This is a genomic window from Leptospiraceae bacterium (assembly GCA_024233835.1).
In the GTDB taxonomy this organism is placed as follows: Bacteria; Spirochaetota; Leptospiria; order Leptospirales; family Leptospiraceae; genus JACKPC01.
The window spans coordinates 343175-367931 of sequence record JACKPC010000005.1; the positions used below are offsets into that span (position 1 = coordinate 343175).

At 37.2% G+C, this 24757-nt stretch carries 21 protein-coding genes; 14 read left to right on the forward strand and 7 right to left on the reverse strand.

Annotation, left to right across the window (positions count from 1 at the left end; genetic code table 11):
- Positions 1 to 114: 114 nt before the first annotated feature.
- The gene (locus H7A25_21800) at positions 115 to 1305 is read left to right on the forward strand and encodes a TraB/GumN family protein (GenBank protein ID MCP5502548.1); all 1191 of its coding nucleotides are present in this window, start codon (positions 115 to 117) and stop codon (positions 1303 to 1305) included.
- Positions 1306 to 1347: 42 nt separating this feature from the next.
- On the opposite strand, the gene scpA is transcribed toward H7A25_21800, so the two are convergent.
- Together scpA and H7A25_21810 are read right to left on the reverse strand one after the other, a co-directional pair.
- On the reverse strand, positions 1348 to 3516 hold the full coding sequence (gene scpA / locus H7A25_21805) for a methylmalonyl-CoA mutase (protein MCP5502549.1): 2169 nt from the start codon (positions 3514 to 3516) through the stop codon (positions 1348 to 1350).
- Between the two features lies 1 nt (position 3517).
- Positions 3518 to 5536: a methylmalonyl-CoA mutase small subunit gene (locus H7A25_21810; protein MCP5502550.1), complete on the reverse strand. Its 2019-nt coding sequence runs from the start codon at positions 5534 to 5536 to the stop codon at positions 3518 to 3520.
- Positions 5537 to 5688: 152 nt separating this feature from the next.
- On the opposite strand from H7A25_21810, the gene H7A25_21815 reads away from it, so the two are divergent.
- Positions 5689 to 6303, forward strand: a complete 615-nt coding sequence (locus H7A25_21815) for a hypothetical protein (protein ID MCP5502551.1) — start codon at positions 5689 to 5691, stop codon at positions 6301 to 6303.
- Between the two features lie 60 nt (positions 6304 to 6363).
- The gene (locus H7A25_21820; GenBank protein MCP5502552.1) at positions 6364 to 6714 is read left to right on the forward strand and encodes an anti-sigma factor antagonist; all 351 of its coding nucleotides are present in this window, start codon (positions 6364 to 6366) and stop codon (positions 6712 to 6714) included.
- A 40-nt stretch (positions 6715 to 6754) separates the two neighbouring features.
- On the opposite strand, the gene H7A25_21825 is transcribed toward H7A25_21820, so the two are convergent.
- Both H7A25_21825 and H7A25_21830 read right to left on the reverse strand, forming a co-directional pair.
- Positions 6755 to 7432 (reverse strand): class I SAM-dependent methyltransferase, encoded by a 678-nt coding sequence (locus H7A25_21825; GenBank protein ID MCP5502553.1) that lies wholly within the window; start codon positions 7430 to 7432, stop codon positions 6755 to 6757.
- On the reverse strand, positions 7419 to 8459 hold the full coding sequence (locus H7A25_21830; protein ID MCP5502554.1) for a hypothetical protein: 1041 nt from the start codon (positions 8457 to 8459) through the stop codon (positions 7419 to 7421). The genes H7A25_21825 and H7A25_21830 overlap by 14 nt, the downstream gene beginning before the upstream one ends.
- Positions 8460 to 8962: 503 nt before the next feature.
- Here H7A25_21830 and H7A25_21835 point away from each other — a divergent pair.
- The 5 genes from H7A25_21835 (at position 8963) to H7A25_21855 (ending at position 15694) form a co-directional block, all read left to right on the forward strand.
- Positions 8963 to 10075 carry a slipin family protein gene (locus H7A25_21835; GenBank protein MCP5502555.1) on the forward strand — a complete coding sequence of 371 codons (1113 nt, stop codon included), beginning with the start codon at positions 8963 to 8965 and terminating at the stop codon, positions 10073 to 10075.
- Between the two features lie 120 nt (positions 10076 to 10195).
- Entirely contained in the window at positions 10196 to 11521 is a 1326-nt protein-coding gene (locus H7A25_21840) for an N-acetylmuramoyl-L-alanine amidase (GenBank protein ID MCP5502556.1), read from the forward strand.
- 17 nt (positions 11522 to 11538) lie between these two features.
- Positions 11539 to 12354: a hypothetical protein gene (locus H7A25_21845; protein MCP5502557.1), complete on the forward strand. Its 816-nt coding sequence runs from the start codon at positions 11539 to 11541 to the stop codon at positions 12352 to 12354.
- A gap of 44 nt (positions 12355 to 12398) precedes the next feature.
- Positions 12399 to 13301, forward strand: coding sequence for a glycosyltransferase (locus tag H7A25_21850; GenBank protein MCP5502558.1), 903 nt, complete (start codon positions 12399 to 12401; stop codon positions 13299 to 13301).
- Between the two features lie 38 nt (positions 13302 to 13339).
- Positions 13340 to 15694, forward strand: coding sequence for a response regulator (locus H7A25_21855; GenBank protein ID MCP5502559.1), 2355 nt, complete (start codon positions 13340 to 13342; stop codon positions 15692 to 15694).
- On the opposite strand, the gene H7A25_21860 is transcribed toward H7A25_21855, so the two are convergent.
- Positions 15676 to 16269, reverse strand: a complete 594-nt coding sequence (locus H7A25_21860) for a response regulator transcription factor (GenBank protein ID MCP5502560.1) — start codon at positions 16267 to 16269, stop codon at positions 15676 to 15678. The genes H7A25_21855 and H7A25_21860 overlap by 19 nt on opposite strands.
- Positions 16270 to 16654: 385 nt before the next feature.
- Here H7A25_21860 and H7A25_21865 point away from each other — a divergent pair, with 385 nt between their 5' ends.
- The 5 genes from H7A25_21865 to H7A25_21885 are packed head-to-tail and all read left to right on the forward strand — an operon-like array spanning position 16655 to position 21491.
- A complete protein-coding gene (locus tag H7A25_21865) occupies positions 16655 to 18523 on the forward strand; it encodes a 4Fe-4S dicluster domain-containing protein (protein MCP5502561.1) in 1869 nt (622 codons plus the stop codon).
- Complete coding sequence (locus tag H7A25_21870) at positions 18523 to 19266, forward strand: hypothetical protein (GenBank protein MCP5502562.1); 744 nt, start codon at positions 18523 to 18525, stop codon at positions 19264 to 19266. The genes H7A25_21865 and H7A25_21870 overlap by 1 nt, the downstream gene beginning before the upstream one ends.
- The gene (locus H7A25_21875; GenBank protein ID MCP5502563.1) at positions 19250 to 20563 is read left to right on the forward strand and encodes a Ni/Fe hydrogenase subunit alpha; all 1314 of its coding nucleotides are present in this window, start codon (positions 19250 to 19252) and stop codon (positions 20561 to 20563) included. The genes H7A25_21870 and H7A25_21875 overlap by 17 nt, the downstream gene beginning before the upstream one ends.
- On the forward strand, positions 20564 to 21028 hold the full coding sequence (locus tag H7A25_21880; protein ID MCP5502564.1) for a hydrogenase maturation protease: 465 nt from the start codon (positions 20564 to 20566) through the stop codon (positions 21026 to 21028).
- 4 nt (positions 21029 to 21032) lie between these two features.
- On the forward strand, positions 21033 to 21491 hold the full coding sequence (locus H7A25_21885; protein ID MCP5502565.1) for a Crp/Fnr family transcriptional regulator: 459 nt from the start codon (positions 21033 to 21035) through the stop codon (positions 21489 to 21491).
- Between the two features lie 43 nt (positions 21492 to 21534).
- On the opposite strand, the gene H7A25_21890 is transcribed toward H7A25_21885, so the two are convergent.
- Positions 21535 to 22359: a response regulator gene (locus H7A25_21890; protein MCP5502566.1), complete on the reverse strand. Its 825-nt coding sequence runs from the start codon at positions 22357 to 22359 to the stop codon at positions 21535 to 21537.
- A 77-nt stretch (positions 22360 to 22436) separates the two neighbouring features.
- Positions 22437 to 23216, reverse strand: coding sequence for a hypothetical protein (locus tag H7A25_21895; protein ID MCP5502567.1), 780 nt, complete (start codon positions 23214 to 23216; stop codon positions 22437 to 22439).
- 150 nt (positions 23217 to 23366) lie between these two features.
- Between H7A25_21895 and H7A25_21900 the strand changes: the two genes are divergently transcribed.
- Positions 23367 to 24743 carry a UTP--glucose-1-phosphate uridylyltransferase gene (locus H7A25_21900; protein MCP5502568.1) on the forward strand — a complete coding sequence of 459 codons (1377 nt, stop codon included), beginning with the start codon at positions 23367 to 23369 and terminating at the stop codon, positions 24741 to 24743.
- Positions 24744 to 24757: the final 14 nt, after the last annotated feature.

Sequence of the window (24757 nt, forward strand, 5' to 3'; positions counted from 1 at the left end):
AGTTAAGCAAAAAAAAACTTCGCAAAGAATCTCACTTTTGGGGCTCTGAAAATCTACTTGAAGTACAGAAAAGCTTTTTTTTACTGTTAGAACACTCTTAAAGAACGGATAATCATGTCAGAAGAAACTACTGAAGAAAAAATTCAAACCGAACCTCTGCGAAAAATTAAAATTAAAGACTGCGAACTCAATATTCTTGGGACTGCTCATGTTAGCAAAAAAAGTGTGGAAGCAGTTGAGTCCTTCATTCAACAGGAAAAGCCGGATACAGTCTGTGTAGAGCTCTGCCAGTCCAGAATGAATTCCATGAAAGATCCGAACTATCTCCAAAAACTTGATATTTTCAAGGTTTTTAAAGAGCGGAAAATGTATCTTCTTCTTTCCAATCTCATTCTTTCCTCCTTTCAAAAGAAAATTGGAGGAGAAGTAAAGCCGGGGGATGAACTTCGTAAAGCCATTTCAGAAGCAGAAAATATAGGAGCAAAAATTGTTCCGGTAGACAGGGAAGTGCAAACTACCCTGAAACGTTCCTGGGGGAATGTAGGATTCTTCTCTAAAATGTATTTACTCTCCAATCTTATCGCTTCTCTTCTGGTCAAAGAAGACATCAGTCCGGATAAAATCGAAGAAATGAAAAGTGAAGATGCCTTAAAAGACCTGTTCTCCCAGCTCCCGGCAAGGTATTCAGAAATTAAAAATGTAATTATCGATGAACGTGATATCTATCTGGCAGAGAATATTCGCAGGGCCAGCTTCGGATCCAAGAAACTTTTTGCCGTAGTTGGAGCCGGACATCTCGAAGGGATTATGAAACATATAGAAAATGAAAACAAAATCGAAGCTCTCGATGAAATTCCAAAAAAAAGCCTGTTACAAAAATCTTCTGTTTTAATTATCCCTTTTCTTCTGGTCGGTCTGATTTCTTATGCCTTCTACTCCGGTGGAAAAAAAGAAGGAATGGATTATATTTACTACCTTATCCTGGTAAAAGGTGGCCTGGCTGCAATAGGTGCCATTTTAGCTTTTGCTCATCCGCTATCTATTCTTACTGCTTTTGTGATGGCCCCTCTCGGAACCTTTATTCCGATTTTCAAACCGGGTTGGATGTCGGCTCTCGTCGAGTCTTTTCTGAGAAAACCGCTGGTAGAAGATTTTGAGAAGATTGCGGATGACACCACGCATTTCACCGGCTTCTGGCAAAATCGTGTAATTCGGATTTTTCTGGTTCTTCTATTCCCTCAAATCGGAAGTACTATCGGAACCTTTCTTGTCACCTGGGAAGGTCTAAAGAAAATCTTTACCTGAATAGGAAGTAGGCGCACCCGATGGTTCGCCTACTATAGAACTTTAAGCTTTTAAAAGAATTTCCAAAATCCGAATAGCGGCCGTAGAAATTACCGTTCCCGGACCAAAAACTCCTGCCACTCCTGCATTATAAAGAGCCTCGTAGTCCTGATGGGGAATTACTCCACCGGCGATCACGAGAATGTCTTCTCTTCCCAGTTTTTTTAACTCTTCAATTACTTTTGGAACAAGGGTTTTATGACCCGCAGCCAGACTGGATACTCCGAGGATATGCACATCGTTTTCAACAGCCTGCTTGGCTGCTTCCTGTGGAGTCTGGAATAGAGGGCCTATATCGACATCAAAGCCTAAATCGGCAAAACTCGTGGAGATCACCTTGGCTCCCCGATCATGTCCATCCTGTCCCATCTTGGCCACCATGATCCTCGGTCTTCTTCCCTCAACTTTGGCAAATTTATCGGCCAATTCCTTGGCTTTCAAGAAATCAGGGTTTTCGGAGATTTCCGAAGAATATACACCCGAAATAGAGCGAATAGTTGCCTGGTAACGACCATATACTTTTTCCAGAGAATCTGAGATTTCGCCCAGGGAAGCTCTTTTCCTGGCTGCATCTACAGCAAGCTCCAGTAAATTCCCCTTTCCCGTATCTGCACATTTTGTTAAGGCTTCAAGAGCTGCCCTGACATCGTTTTCATTTCGATTGGCACGGAGTTGTTTTAAGCGCTCTATCTGGGCCAGACGAACAGCAGTATTATCAATATCCAGGATTTCAATAGGCTCTTCTTTTTCGAGTTTGAAGCGATTTACACCCACAATCACATCTTTACCGGAGTCAATACGAGCCTGCTTACGCGCAGCCGCTTCTTCTATACGCATTTTGGGAATACCCGTTTCTATAGCCTTGGCCATTCCACCGAGTTTCTCAATTTCTTCAATCAAGTCCCAGGCTCTATGGGCCAGATCATGGGTCAGTTTCTCGATATAATAAGAACCTCCCCAGGGGTCAATCACCCGGCAAATATTGGTTTCTTCCTGAAGGTAAATCTGGGTATTTCTGGCAATTCTTGCAGAGAAATCAGTCGGTAAAGCAATCGCCTCATCGAGGGCATTGGTGTGTAGGGATTGGGTATGTCCAAGGGCTGCACCGAGTGCTTCCACACAGGTTCTACCCACATTATTAAATGGATCCTGTTCGGTCAAGCTCCAGCCAGAAGTCTGGCAATGAGTACGCAGAGCCAGTGATTTCGGGTTTTTCGGGTTGAATTGTTTTACAATTTTTGACCACAGAAGTCTTCCGGCTCTCATCTTGGCAATTTCCATGAAATGGTTCATGCCTATAGCCCAGAAGAAGGAAAGCCTCGGAGCAAAACTGTCAATATCCAGACCCGCCTGAATTCCGGTTCGAAGGTACTCCAGACCATCTGCAAGAGTATACGCCAGTTCCAAATCAGCAGTTGCACCGGCTTCCTGCATGTGATAACCCGAAATACTGATCGAGTTAAATTTGGGCATATACTTTGAAGTATATTCAAAGATATCGGCAATAATCTTCATGGAAGGAATCGGGGGATAAATATAAGTATTTCGAACCGCAAACTCTTTTAAAATATCATTCTGAATGGTTCCGGAAAGCTTATCCGGAGAAACCCCCTGTTCTTCCCCGGCCAGAATATAAAAAGCCATGACAGGCAGTACCGCTCCATTCATAGTCATAGAAACCGACATCTTATCGAGAGGAATCTGGTCGAAGAGAATTTTCATATCGAGTATAGAATCTATTGCCACCCCGGCCTTTCCCACATCTCCAATCACTCGGTCATGGTCAGAATCATAGCCCCTGTGAGTAGCCAGATCGAAAGCGACCGAAAGCCCCATCTGTCCTGCTGCCAGGTTCCTGCGGTAAAAAGCATTGGATTCTTCCGCAGTAGAAAAACCGGCATACTGACGAATGGTCCAGGGTCGCATAACATACATGGCCGAATAAGGTCCGCGGAGAAAAGGAGGAATCCCGGAGGCATAATCAAGATGACTGAGACTCTGTATATCGTTTTTTGTATAAACAGGTTTTACAGGGATTTTTTCCGGGGTATGCCAGATAGTATCTTCGAGAGAAGATGCACCGGCTTCCTTCAAAGCCTTTTTTTCCCAGTCTGCATAAGACGTTTCTTTTGTTTCCGGTTTATAGGGTATTTTACTGAAATCAGGTCTCATCTTATTCTCCTACCTTTATTCCAAGTTTGTTCTGCATCTGTGTTAAAAATCCAAGAACATCGGTTCGAACGTGTATAAAATCATCCACACCGGCTCCTTTCAAACTATCAATTAAAGCAGCAGGATTTCCGGCTATGATAAGCTGTGCTGAGGGTTTCTTTTCTTTCACCAGTTTAGCTACGGAAACTCCCATTTCCCCGTATTCCTCATCCGAACTACAGAGAACAAGAATCTCAGCACCGGATTTCAGATAGGCTTCTGCAATATCTGAAGCCTGGTTAAAAGCCGGATTATCGAGTATTCTATAACCCGCACAGGCAAAAAAGTTGGAACTGAAAGTTGCCCTTGCTATTCTCATAGCCAGGTTTCCAAAACCGGCCAAAAACACAGAAGGTGAAGCTCCTTTTTGTTTTCCGTATTTCTCCGTTGCCAGACGAATTGCTTCAAAAGCTTCCGAAGCCCTGAACACAGTAACTGGCTGTATTCCTTCTTCCGTCTTTTTAAAACTCGATTGTAAAATATCTCCCAGTAAAGCTCCGGACTCAAGGGCTTCTGAAAGTTTCTGTATGCTTTCAGTAGATACAGCTTTCCCGGAGGTCTTTAGAGATAGCGGTTTAGATATTTTTTCCAATCTGGAAAGGGATTCTTCTTTCAAAATAGGATACTGGTTGGTTCCTAAGAGAATCTCTTTTCTGGATGCCACATTTTTAGCTCTTTCTGCCTTAAAGGATTGGAGTAGAGATTGAATATAGCCTTCCTTCAGAGCAGCTATAAAACCCCCTTTTGTTTCAATATCCTGAAAAACTTTCCAGGCAGATTCTGCTAATTTATCCGTCAGGTTTTCGATATAATAAGAACCGGCAGAAGGATCTTTTACACGGTTCAGGTAAGATTCATGTTTCAGAAGATGCTGGGTATTACGAGCAATTCGCAAAGAAAATTCATCTCCATGGGAATATACAGAATCAAAATGACTTACACTTATCGAATCACAACCGGCAATGGCCGCAGACATGGCTTCTGTAGTTCCCCTGAGAATGTTTACATGGGGATCGTATAAAGTTTTATTCCACTCAGAAGTCCTGGCCTGGATGAAAACCGGCAGAGCACCCTTGATACCATAGGCACTTAGAATATTTGCCCAGAGCAAACGGAAAGCTCTAAATTTTGCAATTTCTACAAAGTAGCTGGCACTTACCGAGAAGCTAAACTGTAAAGTTTTAGCTACAGCCCCTACATCCATTCCTGAGGATTGCAGGCCTGCCAGATACTCGGCTCCATGAGCCAGACTTATACCCAGTTCCGCAGCCGTACCGGCTCCCGCATTATGGTAGTCTGAGGCATGAACTACCAGGTTATGAAAAGAAGGAAGGGCCTCTATCATCCCGGAAAGCTCGGAAGAAGTGCGATTCCAGATTTCATTTAAACCAATGCCTGCCGTTCCTTCCCTGCTTAAACCCTGAAGAGGGTCATAGCCCGAAGAACCCCTCAGTCGGGAAAGTTCAAGGCCACGTTTTTTTGCCTCGTTTACATACATAGCAAAGATAGCTACAGATGCCTTTCCCGCCTCAAAATGTAGGGAAACATTTTCAATAAAGATACCTTTTAAAAGGGTTTCCATGTCTTTTTGAGATTGCAGGGAAATACCTGAAACCGTATCGGAAGACACATCCGTGATAAAGCATAAAGCTTCCACTTCTCCTTTCAGGGCTCCCAGGGCAAAACGGTTTGCATCTTCCGCTGAAGAATGCGAAATATCCTGACAGGTATCCCAGTCATTCTTTAAACGGTTTTTGCCCCGTACAAAAGGAACCTCTCCGGGTAAAGATTCAAGATAAGAAAGGTTTTTCAGATCCTCCCTGCGATAATAAGGTTGAAGTGAAAAATCATTGTCTGTTTTCCAAACCAGCCTTTTTTCGTAGTCAGCACCCTTTAAATCCTTTATAATGATATTCTCCCATTCTTCTGTAGAAATGGGAGGAAATTCGGAAAATAGAGATTTATCTAAACTGCCACTCATTACTGTCTCTCTTTTTATAGTAGTAAATACTTATTTGAAATGTACAAAAATAGCGTACCTATAATGACCCAGCTTAAAAAATTTTGATTTTAAAAGCAAATAAAAAAAATTTAGACAATAAAACTTGCATCAACAAACCTGTAAGAAGAACTATGTTTTTATTTACGAGTACATTTTTAGGCCTGGTAGTCCTGACTCTTGGAATAACCCTTTTATTTCAGACCTTTTTTAAGATTAAACTGCCTTCAGTAAAAGCTCTCTTAGCTTTTATTTTAATTTACTTTGGAATTGCCCTTATGGCGACCGAACTACGTTTTATTCCTTCCAAGAAAAATGAACCGGATCTCAAAACTATTATTTTTCAGGAAAATACGATAGTCATGCATAATAATCCGGAAGCAATAAAAACAATAGACTTAAGCCAATTTCCTAATCCAAATTTTGAATTTAGTAATAAATTAAATACGGATTATAATATTATTTTTGCCAGGGGAACACTCGATTTTAATTCTTATAAAATAGACAGGGGAAATATTTACCTCGAAGTAAATAGTGCTTTTTCTAAAAGCGAAATTATCATTCGAAAGAATATGGCCATTCGGATTATCATAAACCCGGCCTTTGCAATAGTCAGTTATCCGGACGGGAAGGCGGCTACCCCTCTAAAACGTAGTATCTACTACTCTTCTGCTTATAGCCATAATACGTATGCAATCACGATCCGAGCTAATGTTACCTTTTCTTCTTTGAATATAATTGAAAAATAATCTTGCATTTTTTATCATAAAGATTATATTTATAAAACTTAAAAAACAGAAGAAAAGATTATGTCAGCCGAATTAAAAATAGAAATACAAGAAAAAGGTAATATTGTTATTGTCACTATCTATGAAGATATTGACCTCTACAATGTCTCCGCCTTACGGCAAGCTGTTGATAAATTAAACAATGAGGGAAAATATAAACAGATATATAACCTGAAAAATGTAAAATTTATGGACTCTTCTGGTTTAAGTATTTTTGTGAAGCAGATGTCCATTCTAAAAAAGAACAATGAAGTTTTAAAACTGGCCTGTGTCGGAGATGGGATTAAAAACCTGTTCCGCTGGACCACTCTAAATATGTACGTGGAAATCCATTCCACTGAATACGAGGCGATTCAGTCCTTTAATAAATAAGTTGAATTTCTAAAAACCACTTTCAATACATTAGAGTTTTCTAAAATCTAAAGATTTCTTCCATAAACGAATAATGGATTTTTTTCACAGATTTACTTTCCAGAAGATTATAAGAAACAACTGTAAAATACGGGCTATAGGCTTTTTTATAAAAAGCACGGCTTCTGGCATAAGCATAGGGGTCTTCAAAATCTAATTCTTTTTTCATCCGCTTATAATCTTTATCGGTAGGTACTGTAAAATATAGATATCGTACTACCCCGGAAAGCTTTTCAAATACAGAAGGAATATCTTCCCGTATATACTGCAAAACTGAATTACAAATTCCCAACTCGAAGGGTTCTTTTTCAAAAGGTTTTGCGTTAAAACTTTCGATAGTATTTTGCTGTATGGCAATATTCCATTTGTCGACCCAATCATCTGCTATAAGAGATGAAACCATGAGTTGGGAAGGTTCGATTCCAATCACTTTTTGGGGTTTTAGCTTTTGAACCATTTCTTTTAACAGGTACCCCTTTCCAAATCCAAAATCGATAAGAGAGGACACACTGATATTCATCAAGCGAAATAGAGAATATACATAAGAAGCATGTTCTTTCGCATTAAATGTTCCATCCACATTGAAACCATCTCCGTATATTTCAGTCCAAAACTGATCCTCAAAGGGTAGACCATTGGCAGAGGATGTTGAGAATCGATTCGAATTAAGATTTTTCATTTTTAGGAGAGACCTGTAGCTGTACGGAGGGTTTTTCGGCAGTTGATTTTAAAGGACTATCTTTCCTTGAGGCGAAAAACAGAGACACCAGAAGTAGAATCAAAAAAACGATGATGGCCGGTACACTACTCAGTTCTTTTTCCGATTTCATGAGAAAAACCGAAACAAAGAGAATTAAGACAATCGGAACAAACTGGTAAAGGATGGCTCCCGCATTGGAAAAAAAGAAATGAAAGCTATTTTCTCCAAAAACATCATAAACTCCGCCGAGTATGAGACCTACAAAAAAGATAAAAAGGTAAGCTAATAGGAATTTCCCAGCAATGCTTTTCTTCTTATAAAACACGGCTGTTTTCGCTTTATCCTGCTTCATTTTGGTAAAACTCAGGATAATCACAAAAAAGGTAAAAGCAATCAGGAACATAAGGAAGCTGGAAAGTAAACCTAATAGAGTTAGAACCAGAAGCAGGATTAAATCGAACAGGGTTTCCATGTGGCAGAATAGGATTAGAATATAAATCCAGACACTACAAAAGATTTCTGCTGCGTATTCATAGGGCACATAAACATTAAAAGGTAGAAAAGCACAGATATAAAGCAGTAAATGGTGATTTAATTTCCACTTTTCTCTTTCAAACCCGAGAAAGATGAGGTGTAAAAGCAAGCTATACAGGATAGCAATCAGGGCCTGGTATGCCGTTACAAAATCGAGGCGAGAAAGATTTTTCCAACCTGTTACAACCGTTTCAAACAGGGGCATCTTGTAATTTACTATTTTTGCTTTTGTATCAATCTGTCTTAGCTGTACCAGCCTACTTTTAGGAGAAGGGTTTTCCAACTGTCCTTTAATTTTATAAAAAGCAAATAGTACAAGTGCAAGAATTATAAACGAGGAAAAGAATCGAAAAAGGCTAACATTTTCTTTATCTTCTAAATACATATCTGTTTTTATTTCTAAATTCCAGCCTGATTCATCAACCATTAATTCTTTCAAATGACCCCAGTTTCTTCTCTTTTTTGCTTGCAAGACCTTTCCCCTTTTCTTAGTCTCGATCCGGGGTTCTTGTTTGCTTCTGGTTGCAAGTCAGGATTTCTGTATGATCCGGCAGTGCGCAGGAGTTTTCCGGGGCGTATACTGGCCATTGGTAAGCTAAACTCCACCACTCAGAGGGTCGAAGGTTCAACTCCTTCGTGGTCCACATGGGCTTCTAGCTCAGAGGTAGAGCATCTGATAGGTTCCGAGGGTTCGAATCCCTCATCGTTATGGGAAACGATTAGCCAAGTGGTTAAGGCAACAGACTCGTAATCTGTAACCGTTCACTTTACACTCGGGGAACTACGTTCCTCTTTCGGTGAAAGGTTTTACGAAGGTAAAGCTTTTCACAGCGGGAATACTGCCCAGCAAGGAACAGGATACCGTTTTTAAGCTATTTTCTCTCGCGAGGGGAAGTAACTTCCAAACTGAATGTTTCTTCCGCAGTTGAACTGTGAAACAGGAGCGTATTTCCCCATTTAGATTTAGAGGTATTTATGTTTTTCAGGATATTAAAAGATGAAAGAGGACTCGTTTTCAGAAACGGGAATTATGAAAGATACTTAAAACCCGGAGGATATTTTTTACCTTCTTTACTGGGTTATGAAGTACGTATATTTGATGTAAATGAGGCTTTTAGTCCTCATAAAAATATAAAATTTTTTCAAACCGATAAAGCTCTCTTAGAAGAATTGGAGATTATAGAAATCCCGGATAAAAACATAGCTTTGCATTTTGTAGATGGACATATTCAAAATTACTTATATCCAGGTATTTACAGTTTTTGGAAAGTTATTCAAAAGCACGAGTTTCAAATCTTCAATTTAGAAGAAGCCATGATTCCGGCTGAAGTTTCTCGTTCGGTTTTACAAAAGGATTCTATCCTTCCGGCATATAATAGCTTCGAAGTAGAAAGTTATGAAAAAGGTTTACTTTTTTATAACGGAAAATTCCAAAAAATTCTGGATGCAGGAAGATACGATTTCTGGAAAGGGCCGGTCAAAGTCCGCCTGGAAAAAGTAGATATGCGGCAACAACAATTGGAGGTTTCGGGACAGGAACTCTTATCCAAAGATAGGATCACTTTACGATTAAATTTTATCTGCCAGTATAAGATTATCAATCCGGAGCGGGCTATTCTGGAGATCAAATCTTATGTAGAACAAATCTATACCCTGATGCAATTGGTATTAAGAGATCATATAAGTTCCGTTCCACTGGATGAGCTTTTAGAAAAGAGACAGGATGTGGCTAATGCTGTGCTAACAGAGTTAAAGAAGGAAGAGCAACTACTTGGAATCGAGTTTATAAAAGCAGGAATTAAAGATGTGATTTTACCTGGAGAAATTCGGGATATCTTAAACCTGGTTCTAATTGCAGAAAAAAAAGCCCAGGCCAATATCATTACTCGAAGAGAAGAAACAGCTTCAACCCGAAGTCTTCTAAATACAGCCAGGTTAATGGATGATAATCCAACTCTTTACAAACTAAAAGAGTTAGAATATTTAGAAAAATTTTCGGAAAAGGTAGGAAAGATACAGGTCAATGGAAATGGAAACCTATTAGAACTTTTATCAGAAGCTGCCTTAAAGAAAAGTAGTAAAATGTAAGCCAGCGAGTCAATGGTGACTCGCCTGCGATTCAATAGATATTCCCTTGATTTTTTTTAGCGAATACTAACACTACTCTTTTTTTGATGCAAGAAATAGGCGGTATAAAAACCTTGTCCTATGTTTCAGCATTTTGTCTCAGGTTTGTTAGTTTTTTTTCTAAGTGTAACTTTTCTATATGCAAAGAATAGTACGCCCAAACAGAGCCGTTTTAAGTCCAATCTGAAGATCCTATTAAAGGATCCCGGTTTAAAAAAATACTACCGGATAAAGAATAAAACACTTTATGTATATAGCACACCTAATAAAAAAACAAAACCTGAATTTATCCTGCATAAGAAAGAAACCAAAACTTTTTTAAGTCTCTTTCATAATTTTACGGATGAAGAAATTTTATCTATTTATAAAAATAAAGGGAAAGAAGATTTCTCTAAATATATTCAGCAGAGAATCAAGTTAAATAAAAAGCATTCCTTTCATATACAAGCCGGCAAAATGCCTTTGAAAGGTTTGCGGGTAGCTATAGACCCGGGTCATACTGCGTACTCCTGGGAAATGGCCAGAAAAGAAAGTCGTTTTATCTGGACCCATGATAAAAAGAAAGAAATGAAGTTTTATGAAGCTGACCTTACCTATCAGACTGCAAGAATTGTACAGTATTACTTGGAAAAACAGGGAGCACAGGTTTTTATAAGTCGTAAAGATCCCAAATCTACCGTCTTTAACAAAACTTATGAAGAATGGTTAAAAGACGATTTAAAACCTACCGTAGATCATGAAGTAAAATTAGGCAGACTAAAAAAAGAAGAAGCAGATAAAATTCTTTCCGGAAACGATAAGGCACTTACCCTTGACTTTTTTCTCAAAGAGGCTGAACTCAGAAAGCGAGCCGAGCTTATCAATAACTTCCAGCCCCATATAACTTTAATTATTCATTATAATGTAGGAGGAAGACCCAATTATCCTTTTAAGCGAACCAGTCCTCACATGACCTATCTCACAAAGGATAATTATAGTTTAGTATTTATACCCGGTGCCTTTCAAAAAGAAGAACTGGAAGACGAAAGAGATAGACTGGAATTTTTGCGTCTGGCACTCGGAAGACACATAGAAAAATCTATTGAATTTTCTGCGATTATCGAGAAACATTTTATCAAAGACTTAAAAATACCTCCTATAGATAGAAAAACAAAAGTTCCCTATGTAGTAAACAGCGGAATCTATGCCGGAAAACCGGGAGTATATGCAAGAAATTTAAAACTTACAAGGCTCATACATAGCCCCCTATGCTATACGGAAGTTCTTCTTCAAAACAATTATAAAGAAGCCAATGCGTTACATAAGAATAATTTAAAATATGCAGGTGTTAAAACCTCTAAGCGTGTTAAACAAATTGCCTATTCCTTATATAAAGGAATCCTTGAATATTATAATAAAAGAAATTGATTTAGAGGAAGTTTAAAGTGAAAGTTAAAGCTTTAAAATACATTGCATTCTTCACAATTCTCTTCAATGCGGAGATTTGTGTAGGACTTTCTGGTTTTGGAATGAGAGGACCCTTTCAACATAACATCATTACCCTCGAAGCGATTCGTCGTTTTTCCAAGAAAAAAGGGGTGAATATCAACTTTGCCTGTGCATCAGTACTGATTCATGGCTCAGAAATGAATGATATTTATTTTTCACATGATCCTTCTTATCATTGTGATAATGATATTAATGCCTGTACTTTACGACTGAAACAACTCTTTGATACATCGAGAGGAACTATTTCGCCGGTTCTCTTTCAGAAGAATTTGGGGATAGCTCTACATATCGTTCAGGATTTTTATTCTCATTCCAATTGGGTAGAGATTTTTGAACAGTCTTATTACCTGGCTCCTACTATGTTGTTCCAAAACTTTCCTCCACCGGAAAATCTTCAGTCGGGAGCTTTTCCGGATGCAGCGATTGCTCTTACCGATCCCGAAAACTATACTACCTGCTATTCAAAAGAGGGAGATGAAATAAAACATAAAATTACAGCCGCTACCCATGATTGTATAAATAAAGATTCTAATTATAATTGGAGAGGAAGACAATTTGTTCCAAACTCAGGAATTACATACCATGAATTAGCTGCCGAGTATGCTATACGACATTCCATCAAACTTTTGGAAAAAGCTTTTGCCGACTCCAAAGCTTTTCTTAAATGTACACCGGAACCTAAAGTTTTAAACTATGGTTGTAACGCCATCATCGAAAGAAACAAAATTCATTTTGGAAAACAGGATGAATAAGAAATATAGGATTCCATGCTTCTGAATACGAAAACATTTATATAATGCCTGTAGTTTCGATTATTATTCCTTCTTATAACCGGGAAGAGTATTTAATAAGCTGCATTGATTCTGTCTTAGAGCAGAGCTTTCAAGACTTTGAACTGATTCTCGTAGATGATGGCTCAGTAGATAATAGTTTTAAACTCATGCAAAGCTATCAGGAAAAAGATAAGCGGGTTATATGCATAGAGCAAGAACATAGTGGAGTAAGCAGGGCAAGAAACACGGGTATTTATAAGTCCAAAGGAGAATGGATTGCATTTTTAGATTCAGATGATACCTGGCATCCGGAAAAGTTAGAGAAACAATTGGCTTATCACTCCCTGCATACGGATTGCCAGATCTCACAAACAGAAGAAATATGGATTCGTAATGGAAAGCGTGTCAGTCCCGGAAAAAAGCATAAGAAGGAAGAGGGTTTTCTTTTTGCAAAAAGTCTGGAACTCTGCTGCATTACCCCCTCCTCTGTTCTCCTCCACCGAAGCCTGTTTGAGAAATATGGTGTCTTTGATGAAAAGCTTGTATCCTGCGAAGATTATGAGCTCTGGTTAAGAATTAGCAGCAAAAAAAAAATAGGACTTATATCCGAACTCCTGCTAAATCGCCTGGGCGGTCATGAACAGCTATCTACAAAGTATAAAGCTATGGATAGATTTAGAGTTTACTCTATTGTAAAATTCTTATATACTAACTTCACTAATAACAACAGTATAAAAGAGCTCTGCTATCGAGCTTTAGAAGAAAAATGGAGGGTGTTACTTCTTGGTGCCAAGAAAAGAAATAGAGATATACAAGAAATTACAGAGATCATGAATGATATTTTAGATAATAGGTCTATATTTAAAGAAAAGTTTAAAATTTTAGAAAACACCTTTTTAAACGAACCTTTATGGAAAGATGAATAAATTAAGAATCAGAAAAAAGTGGGGCAACAGCAGAAAAAATGAAAGTTATTTTTCTATTCCTAAGTCTATTCATAGGGTATAAACCTATTCATACAGCACCTCTTCTGGAGCTGGACAATAAAACCGAACATATTGCACTTGATAGATATATAGATATTCTGGAAGACAAGAATGCAAGTCAAGGAATAGAAGAAATTCGACAAGAAGATAAAATACCCTGGGAGGTAAATACAAAAAAGTCTGCCAATTTCGGTGTTACAAAATCTATTTACTGGTTAAGGATAAACCTGTTTAACAAGCAGGATAAACCGGGGATTTATTACATCAAAATAGCGAATCCCTTTTTGGATTTTATAGATGCCTACTTTTTTGATGGGGATTCACTTGTCAAAACTGTTTTCACAGGGGAACAGCGAATTTTCTTTAAGAGGGATGTGTACAATCATCATTTTGTTTTTAAATGCAAACTCAAGCCCTCCGAAACCCGTACTGTTTTTTTTCGAATCAAGACAACCGGTGTGATGGATCTACCTGTATATATATATTCCCTTAAATCTTTTTTAATAAACACGAAAATAGAATATACCAGTTTTGCTATTTACTTTGGTATATTAATTAGTTTATTGTTATACAATTTATTTCTATATATTTCTATCCGAGAATCTTCTTACCTGTATTATGTTTTTTTTCTTTGTTCCATTTTTATCCTGAGTATGTCTATGAACGGACTGGCCAATGAATTCTTATGGCCGAATTTCCCCTTATGGGGAGATAGGGCCACCAATATATTTGTTACAAGCAGCATAATATTTGCCGGTTTATTTATTCGGAGTTATATTAATATAAATCTTCACTTTCCGGAGTATAATAAGATAATCTTATATTTTTTAATACTTGTTTTCCTACTGGGATTTATCTCTATCTTTAAAAAATATCCCACTATGATTCTTCTGTATGCTTCTTTATTGCCCGGTTATTTCTTTGCTCTACTTATTGGAATACAGGCTATAAAGAAAAAGATCCCGGCATCTAAATATTTTTTAATTGCCTGGATTATTTTTATGAGCGGAGCCAGTATCAGGATGTTAAAAGCTCTCGGTTTTTTTACCAGTTCCTTTATAACTGAGTATAGTGTTCTTATGGGTTCTGCTCTGGAAATGCTATTGTTTTCTTTCGGTCTTGCAGATAGGATTAACCAGGAAAAAAAATCCAAACAAACAGCTCTCCTACAGGTTAATGAGTTACTGGAGAGCCTGGAAGAAAAGGTAAAACAAAGGACTGAAGATTTACAGAAGGCCAAACAGGAAGCCGATTCTGCAAATGAGTTAAAGGATAAATTTTTATCTATAGTTTCTCATGACCTGCGTTCACCTATTTCCGGGGTATTAAATTTATTAGAGGCCTTAAAAAAAAGACCAAATGATTTTTCAAATAAGCAAATTAAGAATTATCTGAACCTGAGTTATAATAGCTTATCTTATTCATTAGCAATGGTAGAGAAATTATTGGACTTAAATAAAATTAAAGGAGGTCAGCTCAAACTAAATTACTCATTGATTACAATTGATGAAATTTTTTCACAGTTAAAAAATGAATTCTTACCCTTACTCAAGCAGAAAGATATAAGACTTGTATGTGATAATCAAATTCCTGATGAAGTGATCACGGTTGATATAGAATTGTATAACCAGATTCTAAGAAATATATTGAATAATGCGATAAAGTTTAGCCCAAAGGGTGGAAAAATTAAGTTTACAACCTATAGAGATAATTATAAAATACTAATAATTATTGAAGATAATGGAACAGGAATTCCGGAAAAAATCCTACCCTATCTTTTTGATAAGTCAGTCAAGACCTCAAAAAAAGGAACAGAAGGAGAATTGGGTCACGGTCTTGGTTTAATTTATGCTTACGATTCTATAAAATTACTTCAGGGGCAAATTAGTGCTTCAAACCGTCCGAAGGGAGGAGCATCTTTCTGTATAGAAATACCCGATAATGAAAAAACCATGCTCATCGCAGATGATAGTAATGAATATAGAAGAAATTTAGCTGATGCTTTCCGAAGGGAAAATTGGCTGGTATTAGAAGCCTCCGATGGAGAAGAGGTCTTAGAGATTTTATGCAACATCATTCCTGATATACTGATAACAGATAAAAACATGCCTCGAATGGGTGGTATTGAAGTAATAAACTATTTGCAGGAAAACCCTGATTATGAAAATATTATAATATTTCTACTAAGTGCAGACTTCTCAAGAGAAAACCTGATAGAAATTCAAGCAAATAATGACCCGACCCTGAAGCGTATCCGAGCATTTTTACCCAGGTTTGAAAATATAGACTGGATTAAAAAAAAAGTTATGCAAGTCTATAAATACGAAGAATAAATTTTTTCCCTTAATTCAGAAGTAGTTTGAACTCCAAAGACTTTTTTTAAATTGATAATATGATAATCATAGGTCTTTACTGATATTTTTAATTCTTCAGCGATCTGATTTCTGGACAAACCACGATGAATGCAGTTAATGATACTTTTTTGCGCGTTACTCAGTTTGGGTACGGATGGAACCCTATTTTCATTCAGGAATTCTTTTTTGAATTTTGTTTTTCCTGAAAGAATCTTCAATATTTCCTGAAGAAACAGTTCCATGCTTAAGGATTTAGACAAAAAGCCATCCACACCACATTCAAAAGCTTCCATCTTATAGTTCAATTTGGAAAATGCAGTATATATAACAATCTTCCCCTTAAGTCCTTTCATTTTCAACATTTTCGTCAGTTCAAGACCATTTATATCGGACAGAACTATATCTATAATAAAAAGCTCATAAATGTTTAAATCCTTCTCTGATAACAGTTCCTGAGGGCTTGAAAAATCCCATACAGTGAAGCCTTCCCTTTCTAAATAGATTCTAAGTCCGGCATTACTGGAAGGATGATCGTCCACAATAACCACATTCATCTCAATTAACCATGTATCTTATCTTTTTCATAAAATACTATATATTTTACCTAGTATTTTTTCAAGCTCTATCCTCTCGAATTTTAAAATTCTCCTGTATTATATATACCTACTCATGCTTATTTTCAATATCTATCTTTAGATATTACATTTATTCTGTATGAGTATATAATTAAAGAGATTACAGGGATCATGGATGAGATTTTGGAGAAGAGGTCTATTTTTAGAGAAAACTTCCATTCTTTAGAAAGCTTTTGTTTGACTGAAAAGCTCCGGGAAGCCGGATCAATCTAAAAAAAAGAATAAAAAATTACAAATTTCTCAATTATCTTGACCTAAATAATTCACAAAACTAAGTTTGTATTTCTAAGGAAGAGGTCCTTACATGGAGATCAAATACCTAAATATTGAAAACTTAGAGCCTTTATTACATTTATTAAAAGACTATGGAAAGGTTTTTATTCCTGCAATGGAATTCTCGAAAAGCATATTTAAACCTTTTGATGAAATTGGAATACAGGGAATAACTTTAAAATACGAACCAACAAATTTACCTGCAAAAAGCTTTGTATCCCCTCCGAGAGAAGTTATCTTTGAATACAAAAAAAATAGAGAAAAAACCCGGCTGAGTACGGTTTGTGAATCAGAAAAAACTGTGATTTTTGGAATGCACACCTGCGATCTACATGCCTTAACTACTACAGATACAATCTATTCCTATCAATACAAAGATATAAATTACAACAAACGAAGAGAAGAATTAACCATTATCGCCCTGGAATGTATGGAGGTCTGTAATGAAAATTCTTTTTGCAGGGGAATGAATACCTGGAAAGCAAACAAAGGCTACGATCTCATGTTAGTACCGGTAGAAGAACAATTTTTTATAGTTCGTTCCGGTTCATCCAGGGGAGATGAAATTTTAGAAAATCCGATATTTGAGAACGTAACAAATGAAGCGATTGCCAAATGGTTAACAGCCAATCAATATAAAGAAAATAATTTTCCGGAAAGATTAAATAAAACTTCCAATGAAGTCCGTATTGCATTGAAAGATAATTATAACAATCCCTTATGGAAGGAACTGGCAGAAAAATGTTATTCATGCGGTTCTTGCAATATTGTTTGTCCTACCTGTCATTGCTATGCTGTAGTAGAAAACATCTCAGTAGATGCAAATACGGCCCATAGAGAACGTATGTGGGATGCCTGTTTAAGAAAAAACTTCACCTTAGAAACCTCGGGTCACAATGCCAGAGATAATACAGAAGATAGACTCAGACATAGATTCATGAAAAAAGGTATGTATACTTTGGACAAATTCGGCACGCTTGGTTGTGTAGGATGCGGTCGTTGTATCAGTGCCTGCCTTACCGGAATTAGTATCTTAGATGTATTCAATAGTGTAAGTAAAAGAACAAAAACCATAGAAAGAACAAAAGTTCATTCTACAGAACCTTACTGTGCTAAAATTAAAAGCATCAAAGTCTTAACTCCTTTAGAAAAAGTTTTTGAAATTGAAGTTTATGAAGGATTTAAGCATAAGCCCGGACAATTTGTGGAAGTTTCCATATTCGGAGTTGGAGAAGTTCCCATATCAATTAGTTCTTCTCCGACAAGAAAGGATAATCATATAGAACTATGTATTCGCACAACTGGAACGGTAACACAGGCCATACATAAGCTAAAAAAAGGAAATAATGTTTGGATAAGGGGACCCTTCGGAAATGGTTTTCAGCCGGAGCTTTTTAAGAATAAAAATTTATTATTTATCGCCGGTGGATTAGGTTATGCACCACTACGTTCTTTCATTAATTATGCCTTAGATAAAAAAAATGATTACCGAAAAGTTACCATTTTTTATGGAACGAAAAATCCGGAATCATTTTTATATAAAGAGGAATTAGATGCTCTGTCTCTACGAAAAGATATAGATTTTGAACTTACAGTTGATATAGCAAACTCAAACTGGCGGGGCATGGTTGGTCCGGTTACGAACCTGTTAAAAGGAAGAAAATTTGAAACGAACCAAACGATAGTTGCCTTTTGTGGACCTCCCATCATGTATAAGCATGTTCTAAAATATCTTTTAGAATTAGGATTCCCGGATGAAAATATCTATATGTCTTTAGAAAGAAGAATGGAATGCGGTATAGGAATGTGCGGACATTGCCAGTTCGAGGATCAATATGTATGCCTTGACGGACCGGTATTTCGATATTCTGAAATTAAATCTAAAGAGGAGGCAATCTAATGAAGCCCAAGATAGGAGTCTTTAGCCTTTCCTGCTGTGAAGGTTGTGAATTAATGATTTTAAATTTAGAAGATGAACTTCTGGATATACTGAATTTAGTTGAATTTGTGAATTTTCGAGAAGCCATGGATATCCGTGAAGATGAATATGATATTGCCTTTGTAGAAGGTTCAGTAGAAACAGAGGAAGACATTGAACACCTAAAGGAGATTCGTGATAATGCAAAAATACTGATTGCCCTTGGTTCCTGTGCCTGGCCCGGAGGAGTAAATACAATTAAAAATAATCATGATCTGGATGAAGCCTCAAACTATGTATACGGAGATAAAGCCGATTGGTATCCTACGAGAATGGCTGAACCAATCGATCACTTTGTTCGGGTGGATTATTATATCAAAGGTTGTCCTATAGATAAGAAAGAATTTATATACTATCTACAATGTCTTTTAAATAACCAGATTCCAAAAGAAAAAGATTATCCTGTCTGCTATGAGTGTAAACAAAATGGCAGTATCTGTGTTTTTGAAAAAGGTATGCAATGTATGGGACCGCTTACCCGCGGTGGTTGCCTGGCCGTTTGTCCAAAATTTGGAAATTATTGTTGGGGATGTAGAGGACCATTACCGGGTGCAAATATTGAAGTCCATAAAGCCACTTTAGCAAAGCATGGATTATCTCAGGATGAGATTAAGAAAAGAATAAGTCTTCTAATCGGAGGGGCCAGCCTTGAACAGTACGAATAAAAAAGATGTGAATATAAATATACATCATATTACCAGAGTGGAAGGCCATGGAAATTTGGTCTTAGATATAAAACAGGGAAAGATTGAAAAGTTAGAATTACAGGTTGTTGAAAGCCCCAGATTATTTGAAGTTATGTTCAGAGGACGGCCGTATCACGAGGTATTTCTAATAGCTTCACGTATATGCGGAATTTGTTCTATTGCACATTCCTTAGCATCGATCCAGGCTATTGAAAAAGCTATGGATATTCATATAAGCGAACAAACCAGATTGCTCAGACGTTTGATGATGAATGCAGAGTTTATTGAAAGCCATATATTACATGTATATTTTTTAGCAGCACCTGATTTTTTTAACCTTGGAAGTGTAGTACCCTTAGCCTCTTCCCATCCGGATGTAGTAAAACGAGCTTTACGTTTAAAAAAACTGGGAAACGAAATATGTATTCGATTAATCGGAAGAAAAGTACATTCCATCAGTATGGCAGTAAAAACTTTCCTGAAAACTCCTACAAAACTTGAACTGAAAAGTCTCCTGGAATATATTGAAGGACATAAAGAAGATCTGATACATACCTTAGAACTACTAAAAACTCTAAGGATACCGGAGTTTTCAAGGGAAACGGAATATGTTGCATCCTCAGAAGAAAACGACTATCCACTCATTGGAGGAAAAATTGGTTCTTCTAAACGTTCGGGAAATTCGCTTGATCCGAAAGATTATAAGGAACTAATTAAAGAATCCTGTATAGAACATTCTACTTCAAAACATGTACTTTCAGATTCCGGCAATCCCATTCAGGTAGGGGCTCTGGCCCGATTTAATTTGAACCAGGATAAGCTCCATCCCTGGGCCAAACAGGTAGCAGAAGAATTGGGTCTCAAAGCACCAAGTTATAATACCTTCCTGATAACTATAGCACAATTTATTGAAACCATCCATGTTTTTGAAGACTCCATCCTAACAATACAAAAACTTTTAGATATGAATTTAAAACAGGAGGATATAAGTGTAGAGCCACAGGAAGGCCGGGGGGTAGGAATAGTAGAAGCACCGAGGGGGCTATTGATTCACGACTATACAATCAATAAGAAAGGAAACGTAGTTCAGGCAAATTGTATAATTCCAACCGGGATGAATTATGCAAATATTGAAGCTGACTTACATCACATGGTTCCGGACATCTTAGAAAAGCCTAAAAGTGAAATTGCTAAGACAATGGAAATGTTAGTAAGGGCATATGATCCCTGTATTTCTTGCTCCGTTCATTATTTAAACGTAGAATTTAAGGAATAGATGGAGACGATTATTGCCTGTTTTGGAAATCCCTTAATGCAGGATGATGGGATAGGAAATCATTTGTATAAGTTATTAGAAAATGATGATATTCTTAGAAAATTAAAGATTGTTGATATGGGAACATCCAGTATTGATTTAGTAAGTCTTGCAGAAGATTACGAAAAAATAGTTATTATTGATGCAATGATTCACGGCAAAGACTCGGGTTGGCTGAGTTTTTTTGAGCTCAACACAAAGAATATTCTAATATTCAATAAACTAAATCCACGAAATGGACACGGGATTAGTCTCGAACATTCCATTCAAATGATTCATACATTATATCCTTCGAAAAAGCTCTATCTAATTGGAATCGAACCATTCCGGATAAGCATGGGATTGGAATTATCAGAAATATTACAAAATAAACTTAAAGGCATTCATGATAGAATATTGGAAATAATCCAAAGAATAAGGAGTTAATTTTATGAAAGCTAATACTGATTTACTCAGGCATTTAGAATTTTTCCATGAGTTCCATATAAAAGAAGTTGAGTCATTATCAAAAATTTCAACCATCAGGGAGGTAAAGGAAGGAGAAATACTCTTTAATGAAGATGATGACCTGGATGAATTGTCTATCGTTATAGATGGGAAAATAATGATCGGTATGACAGTAGCCAATAAAAGAAAAATTGGACTGGAAACTGTGATAAGCGGTCAACCCCTTGGCTGGTCTGCATTAATTCCTCCTTATACAGCTACATCTTTTGCACAGGTACAACAAAGCGGAAAATTAGTAGTATTTAGAGCGACTGAATTGGAAGCTTTATTCCAGGAAGAAAGAGATGGGAACCTGGGGTATAACTTTTTATTAAACCTCTCAAAGCATATATCTATCCGTTTACGAACCAGCAGATACCAGCTCATTAAGAATTTATCATAAAAAAATCTGAACCGGGAAAGAAACGATTCCTACCTTTCCGGGTTCAGGACATTTTTTTTGTTACCTGATCGGTTTTAGTCAGGATATTCTTTTTATCGAGGGGTTTTACAATATAGCCATCGACTTTTAAATCGATTACCTTTCTTACATATTCTTCCTCTGTATGGGAGGTAATGATAATAATATGAATCGAAGGATAAGTTACTTTTAACTTTTCAACCAGCTCAATCCCGGACATAACCGGCATTTCCATATCTACAAAAAGAATCTCAGGAAGTTTTTCCAACCTATCAAGCATCTCCAGAGCTTTCTGTCCGTTATCGGCACTCATAATTGTATCAAAGCGATAGTATTCAAGAATTTGCTTTAATAACAAACGTACACTGGCAGAATCATCGACAATACCGGCTCTATAGGAACGGTTTTTCTTCAGATTTAAACCGGGTGGATAAGCTAAAAATTTTGTGACTGCTTCCAGTCTCGGAATAATGGTATCCGTCTTAAAGGGTTTTAAGATATATCCATCGATTTCTAATTTCATAAGCTGGCTTACTACATCAGAATCCTGTTCTGATGTAACCATGAAGATTCTAAGCTCCGGTCTTATTTTTTTGGCTTCTTTAATTAACTCGATCCCATTCATGCCCGGCATGTGATAATCTACAAATAAAATATCCAGCTTCTTATCGGAAAATTTTAATTGGTTCAGGGTTTCATCACCGGTGCCTGCTTCCATAGCTACTACAAACTTTTGCATGGTAAGAATTCGGTGAAGCATCATCCGAATTATCTGTGAATCGTCAACTATTCCTACCTCAAAAGGAACTTGAGTCCTGAGATTAATTCCTGCCGGCAAATTACTGCTCATAATAACAAAAAAAACTGACCGATATGTCTTGTAAAGTATCTTCTAAAAACCGGGTAGAATTACCCGGCTGTAAATTCTCAGTAAGGTTTTTCTCCGATATAATTTCCCGGTGGATCGTAATTACAAACCCAAACCTCGGCGCGTCCGCAGGTAGCTAAAGCACAACCCACACGTTTAGATTTTTTCCAGACCACCTGTGTATAATGCCCGCAAACAGAACGGCAGGAATTGTTACTGTAGTTGTAATCACTGATTTCATCATACCACATTTTTACTACATCATAGGGGCTCATATGTCTACCGGAAGACCAGGCCAGGTTCTCGCCATATTTCTGGGCATAGGTGCCGCTTCTCGGTCTGTGTTGCATACCGCAATTCTTGGTCGATTTTAGATAGTTCGCCCATTGCTGAGCATAAGAAGCCAGATTTGCATCCCACACCAAATTTGGAACCCCGGTTTTTTGCCTGTAGCGATTATGGGCATCAGTCATGCCTTTTAGGTCTCCCGGTTCAGAACCTACCGCATTGGAAGGAGCCGGATCCATTTTTTCTACCTGTTTATCATCGAGCTTTACGGTAGTTGAGGTATTTACCACACTCACAAGACTACTTCCTGATAGCTTGTAAATTGTGGCAGGATTTATGCTTTTATCATTCACGATTAATTTGCAGTTTTTTCCACTGCAAGTCCAGCGTAATTTTTTAACATTCACCTTCTTACCGCTTCTGGTATAATAGTTCCAGTTCTGACTTAAATACGAGTAAGCAGTTTTGACCTGCCCCTGTTCATAAGCAAACAGGGAAACATTTCCCAGAAGAAAAGAAAATAATAGAATAAAAGTAGTTTGCATTTTCATAATCACTACAATAAAAGGGTAGAAAAGAATTGTCAAATTCTAAAAAATAACCTGTGCAGATCTGGAAACCAGATAGCAAGTATCCAAAAATAGGCATATACACAATAGGGAGGAAATATGATAGAAGCCGATAAACTCATCCGCGATAAAATGAAGCAGGAAGGTTTAAGTGAAGAATTAATCGAAGACTTTTTAGAAAAAGTAGACCGGGTGAGAAAAGGCGAAACGGGTATTGTCAATTGGGAGGAAGTGCAGGATCTGATTCCCTCTGAAGACGAAATCAGTCTTGAAGACATTCAGGCACAATACAAAGTAAATCCTTCTTCACTTTCAAAGTTAGCAGTTATCAAGCTAAATGGAGGTTTAGGTACTTCCATGGGTCTGGATAAGGCCAAATCACTGGCTGTAGTAAAAGATGAACTTTCCTTTCTGGAAATCATCATGAAACAATTAATGTACGTTCGAGAAAAATATAATATAGAAGTTCCGCTTATCCTGATGGATAGTTTTAATACACAAAAAGATTGTACAGAACTTATAAACAAGCTGGGCTTCAAACAAAAATTACCTCATAGTTTTATCCAGAATAAGGTTCCGAGAATACTACAAAAAAATTTTCATCCTATAGATTTAGAAGATAAGAAGCAGGAATGGTGCCCTCCCGGTCATGGAGACATCTATCTTTCCTTAAAACAAAGCGGAATCTTGCAGATGTTACTCGATTCCGGTTATGAATATGCCTTTCTTTCCAATGGAGATAATCTGGGTGCAACTATTGAGCCCCATATATTGGAATATCTGCTGGATAAAAAATTAGAGTTCGTAATGGAAATGACTCCCAAGACCCTGGCTGATAAGAAAGGTGGTGCGATTTATCGAAAAGTGGTAAATGGAAACTATCTCGGACTGGAACTATTAGAAACGGCGCAGGTTCCAGCGGATCACGAACATGAGTTTTCCGGCATGGGTAAATTCAGAACTTTCTCTACAAATAATCTCTGGATACATCTTCCCTCTTTAAAGAAACGTCTGGAAGAAGGCAGGATGAAACTCTCTCTCATTGTAAACCCCAAAAACATAGAAGGTATGGATGTATACCAGTTAGAAACCGCTATGGGTTCTGCTATCGGAAACTTTAGTAAAACCAAGGGTATTATCATACCCCGCACACGTTTTGCTCCGGTTAAGAAATGCGAAGACATTTTAATCCGTCGTTCCGACTCCTATATTCTACAGGAAGATTATTCTTTGATTATGAATCCAAAACGCCAGAAGAAAGGTATGGAAGAAAACCTGGTCACTTTAGATGAGAAGTTTTACAAAAAGATTTCCGATTTTGAAAAACGATTCATCCATTATCCTTCTCTTATAGACTCAATTTCCTTTACGGTCGAAGGTGAGTTTATCTTTGACAGCCCAATTATACTCAAAGGAAATGTTACCTTTCAGAATAAGAGTTCACAACCTATAAGAATTTCCTCTCTGGACAAAAAGGAATTTATAGATGAAACGGTTAGTATAACCTAATAAATTATCATCTT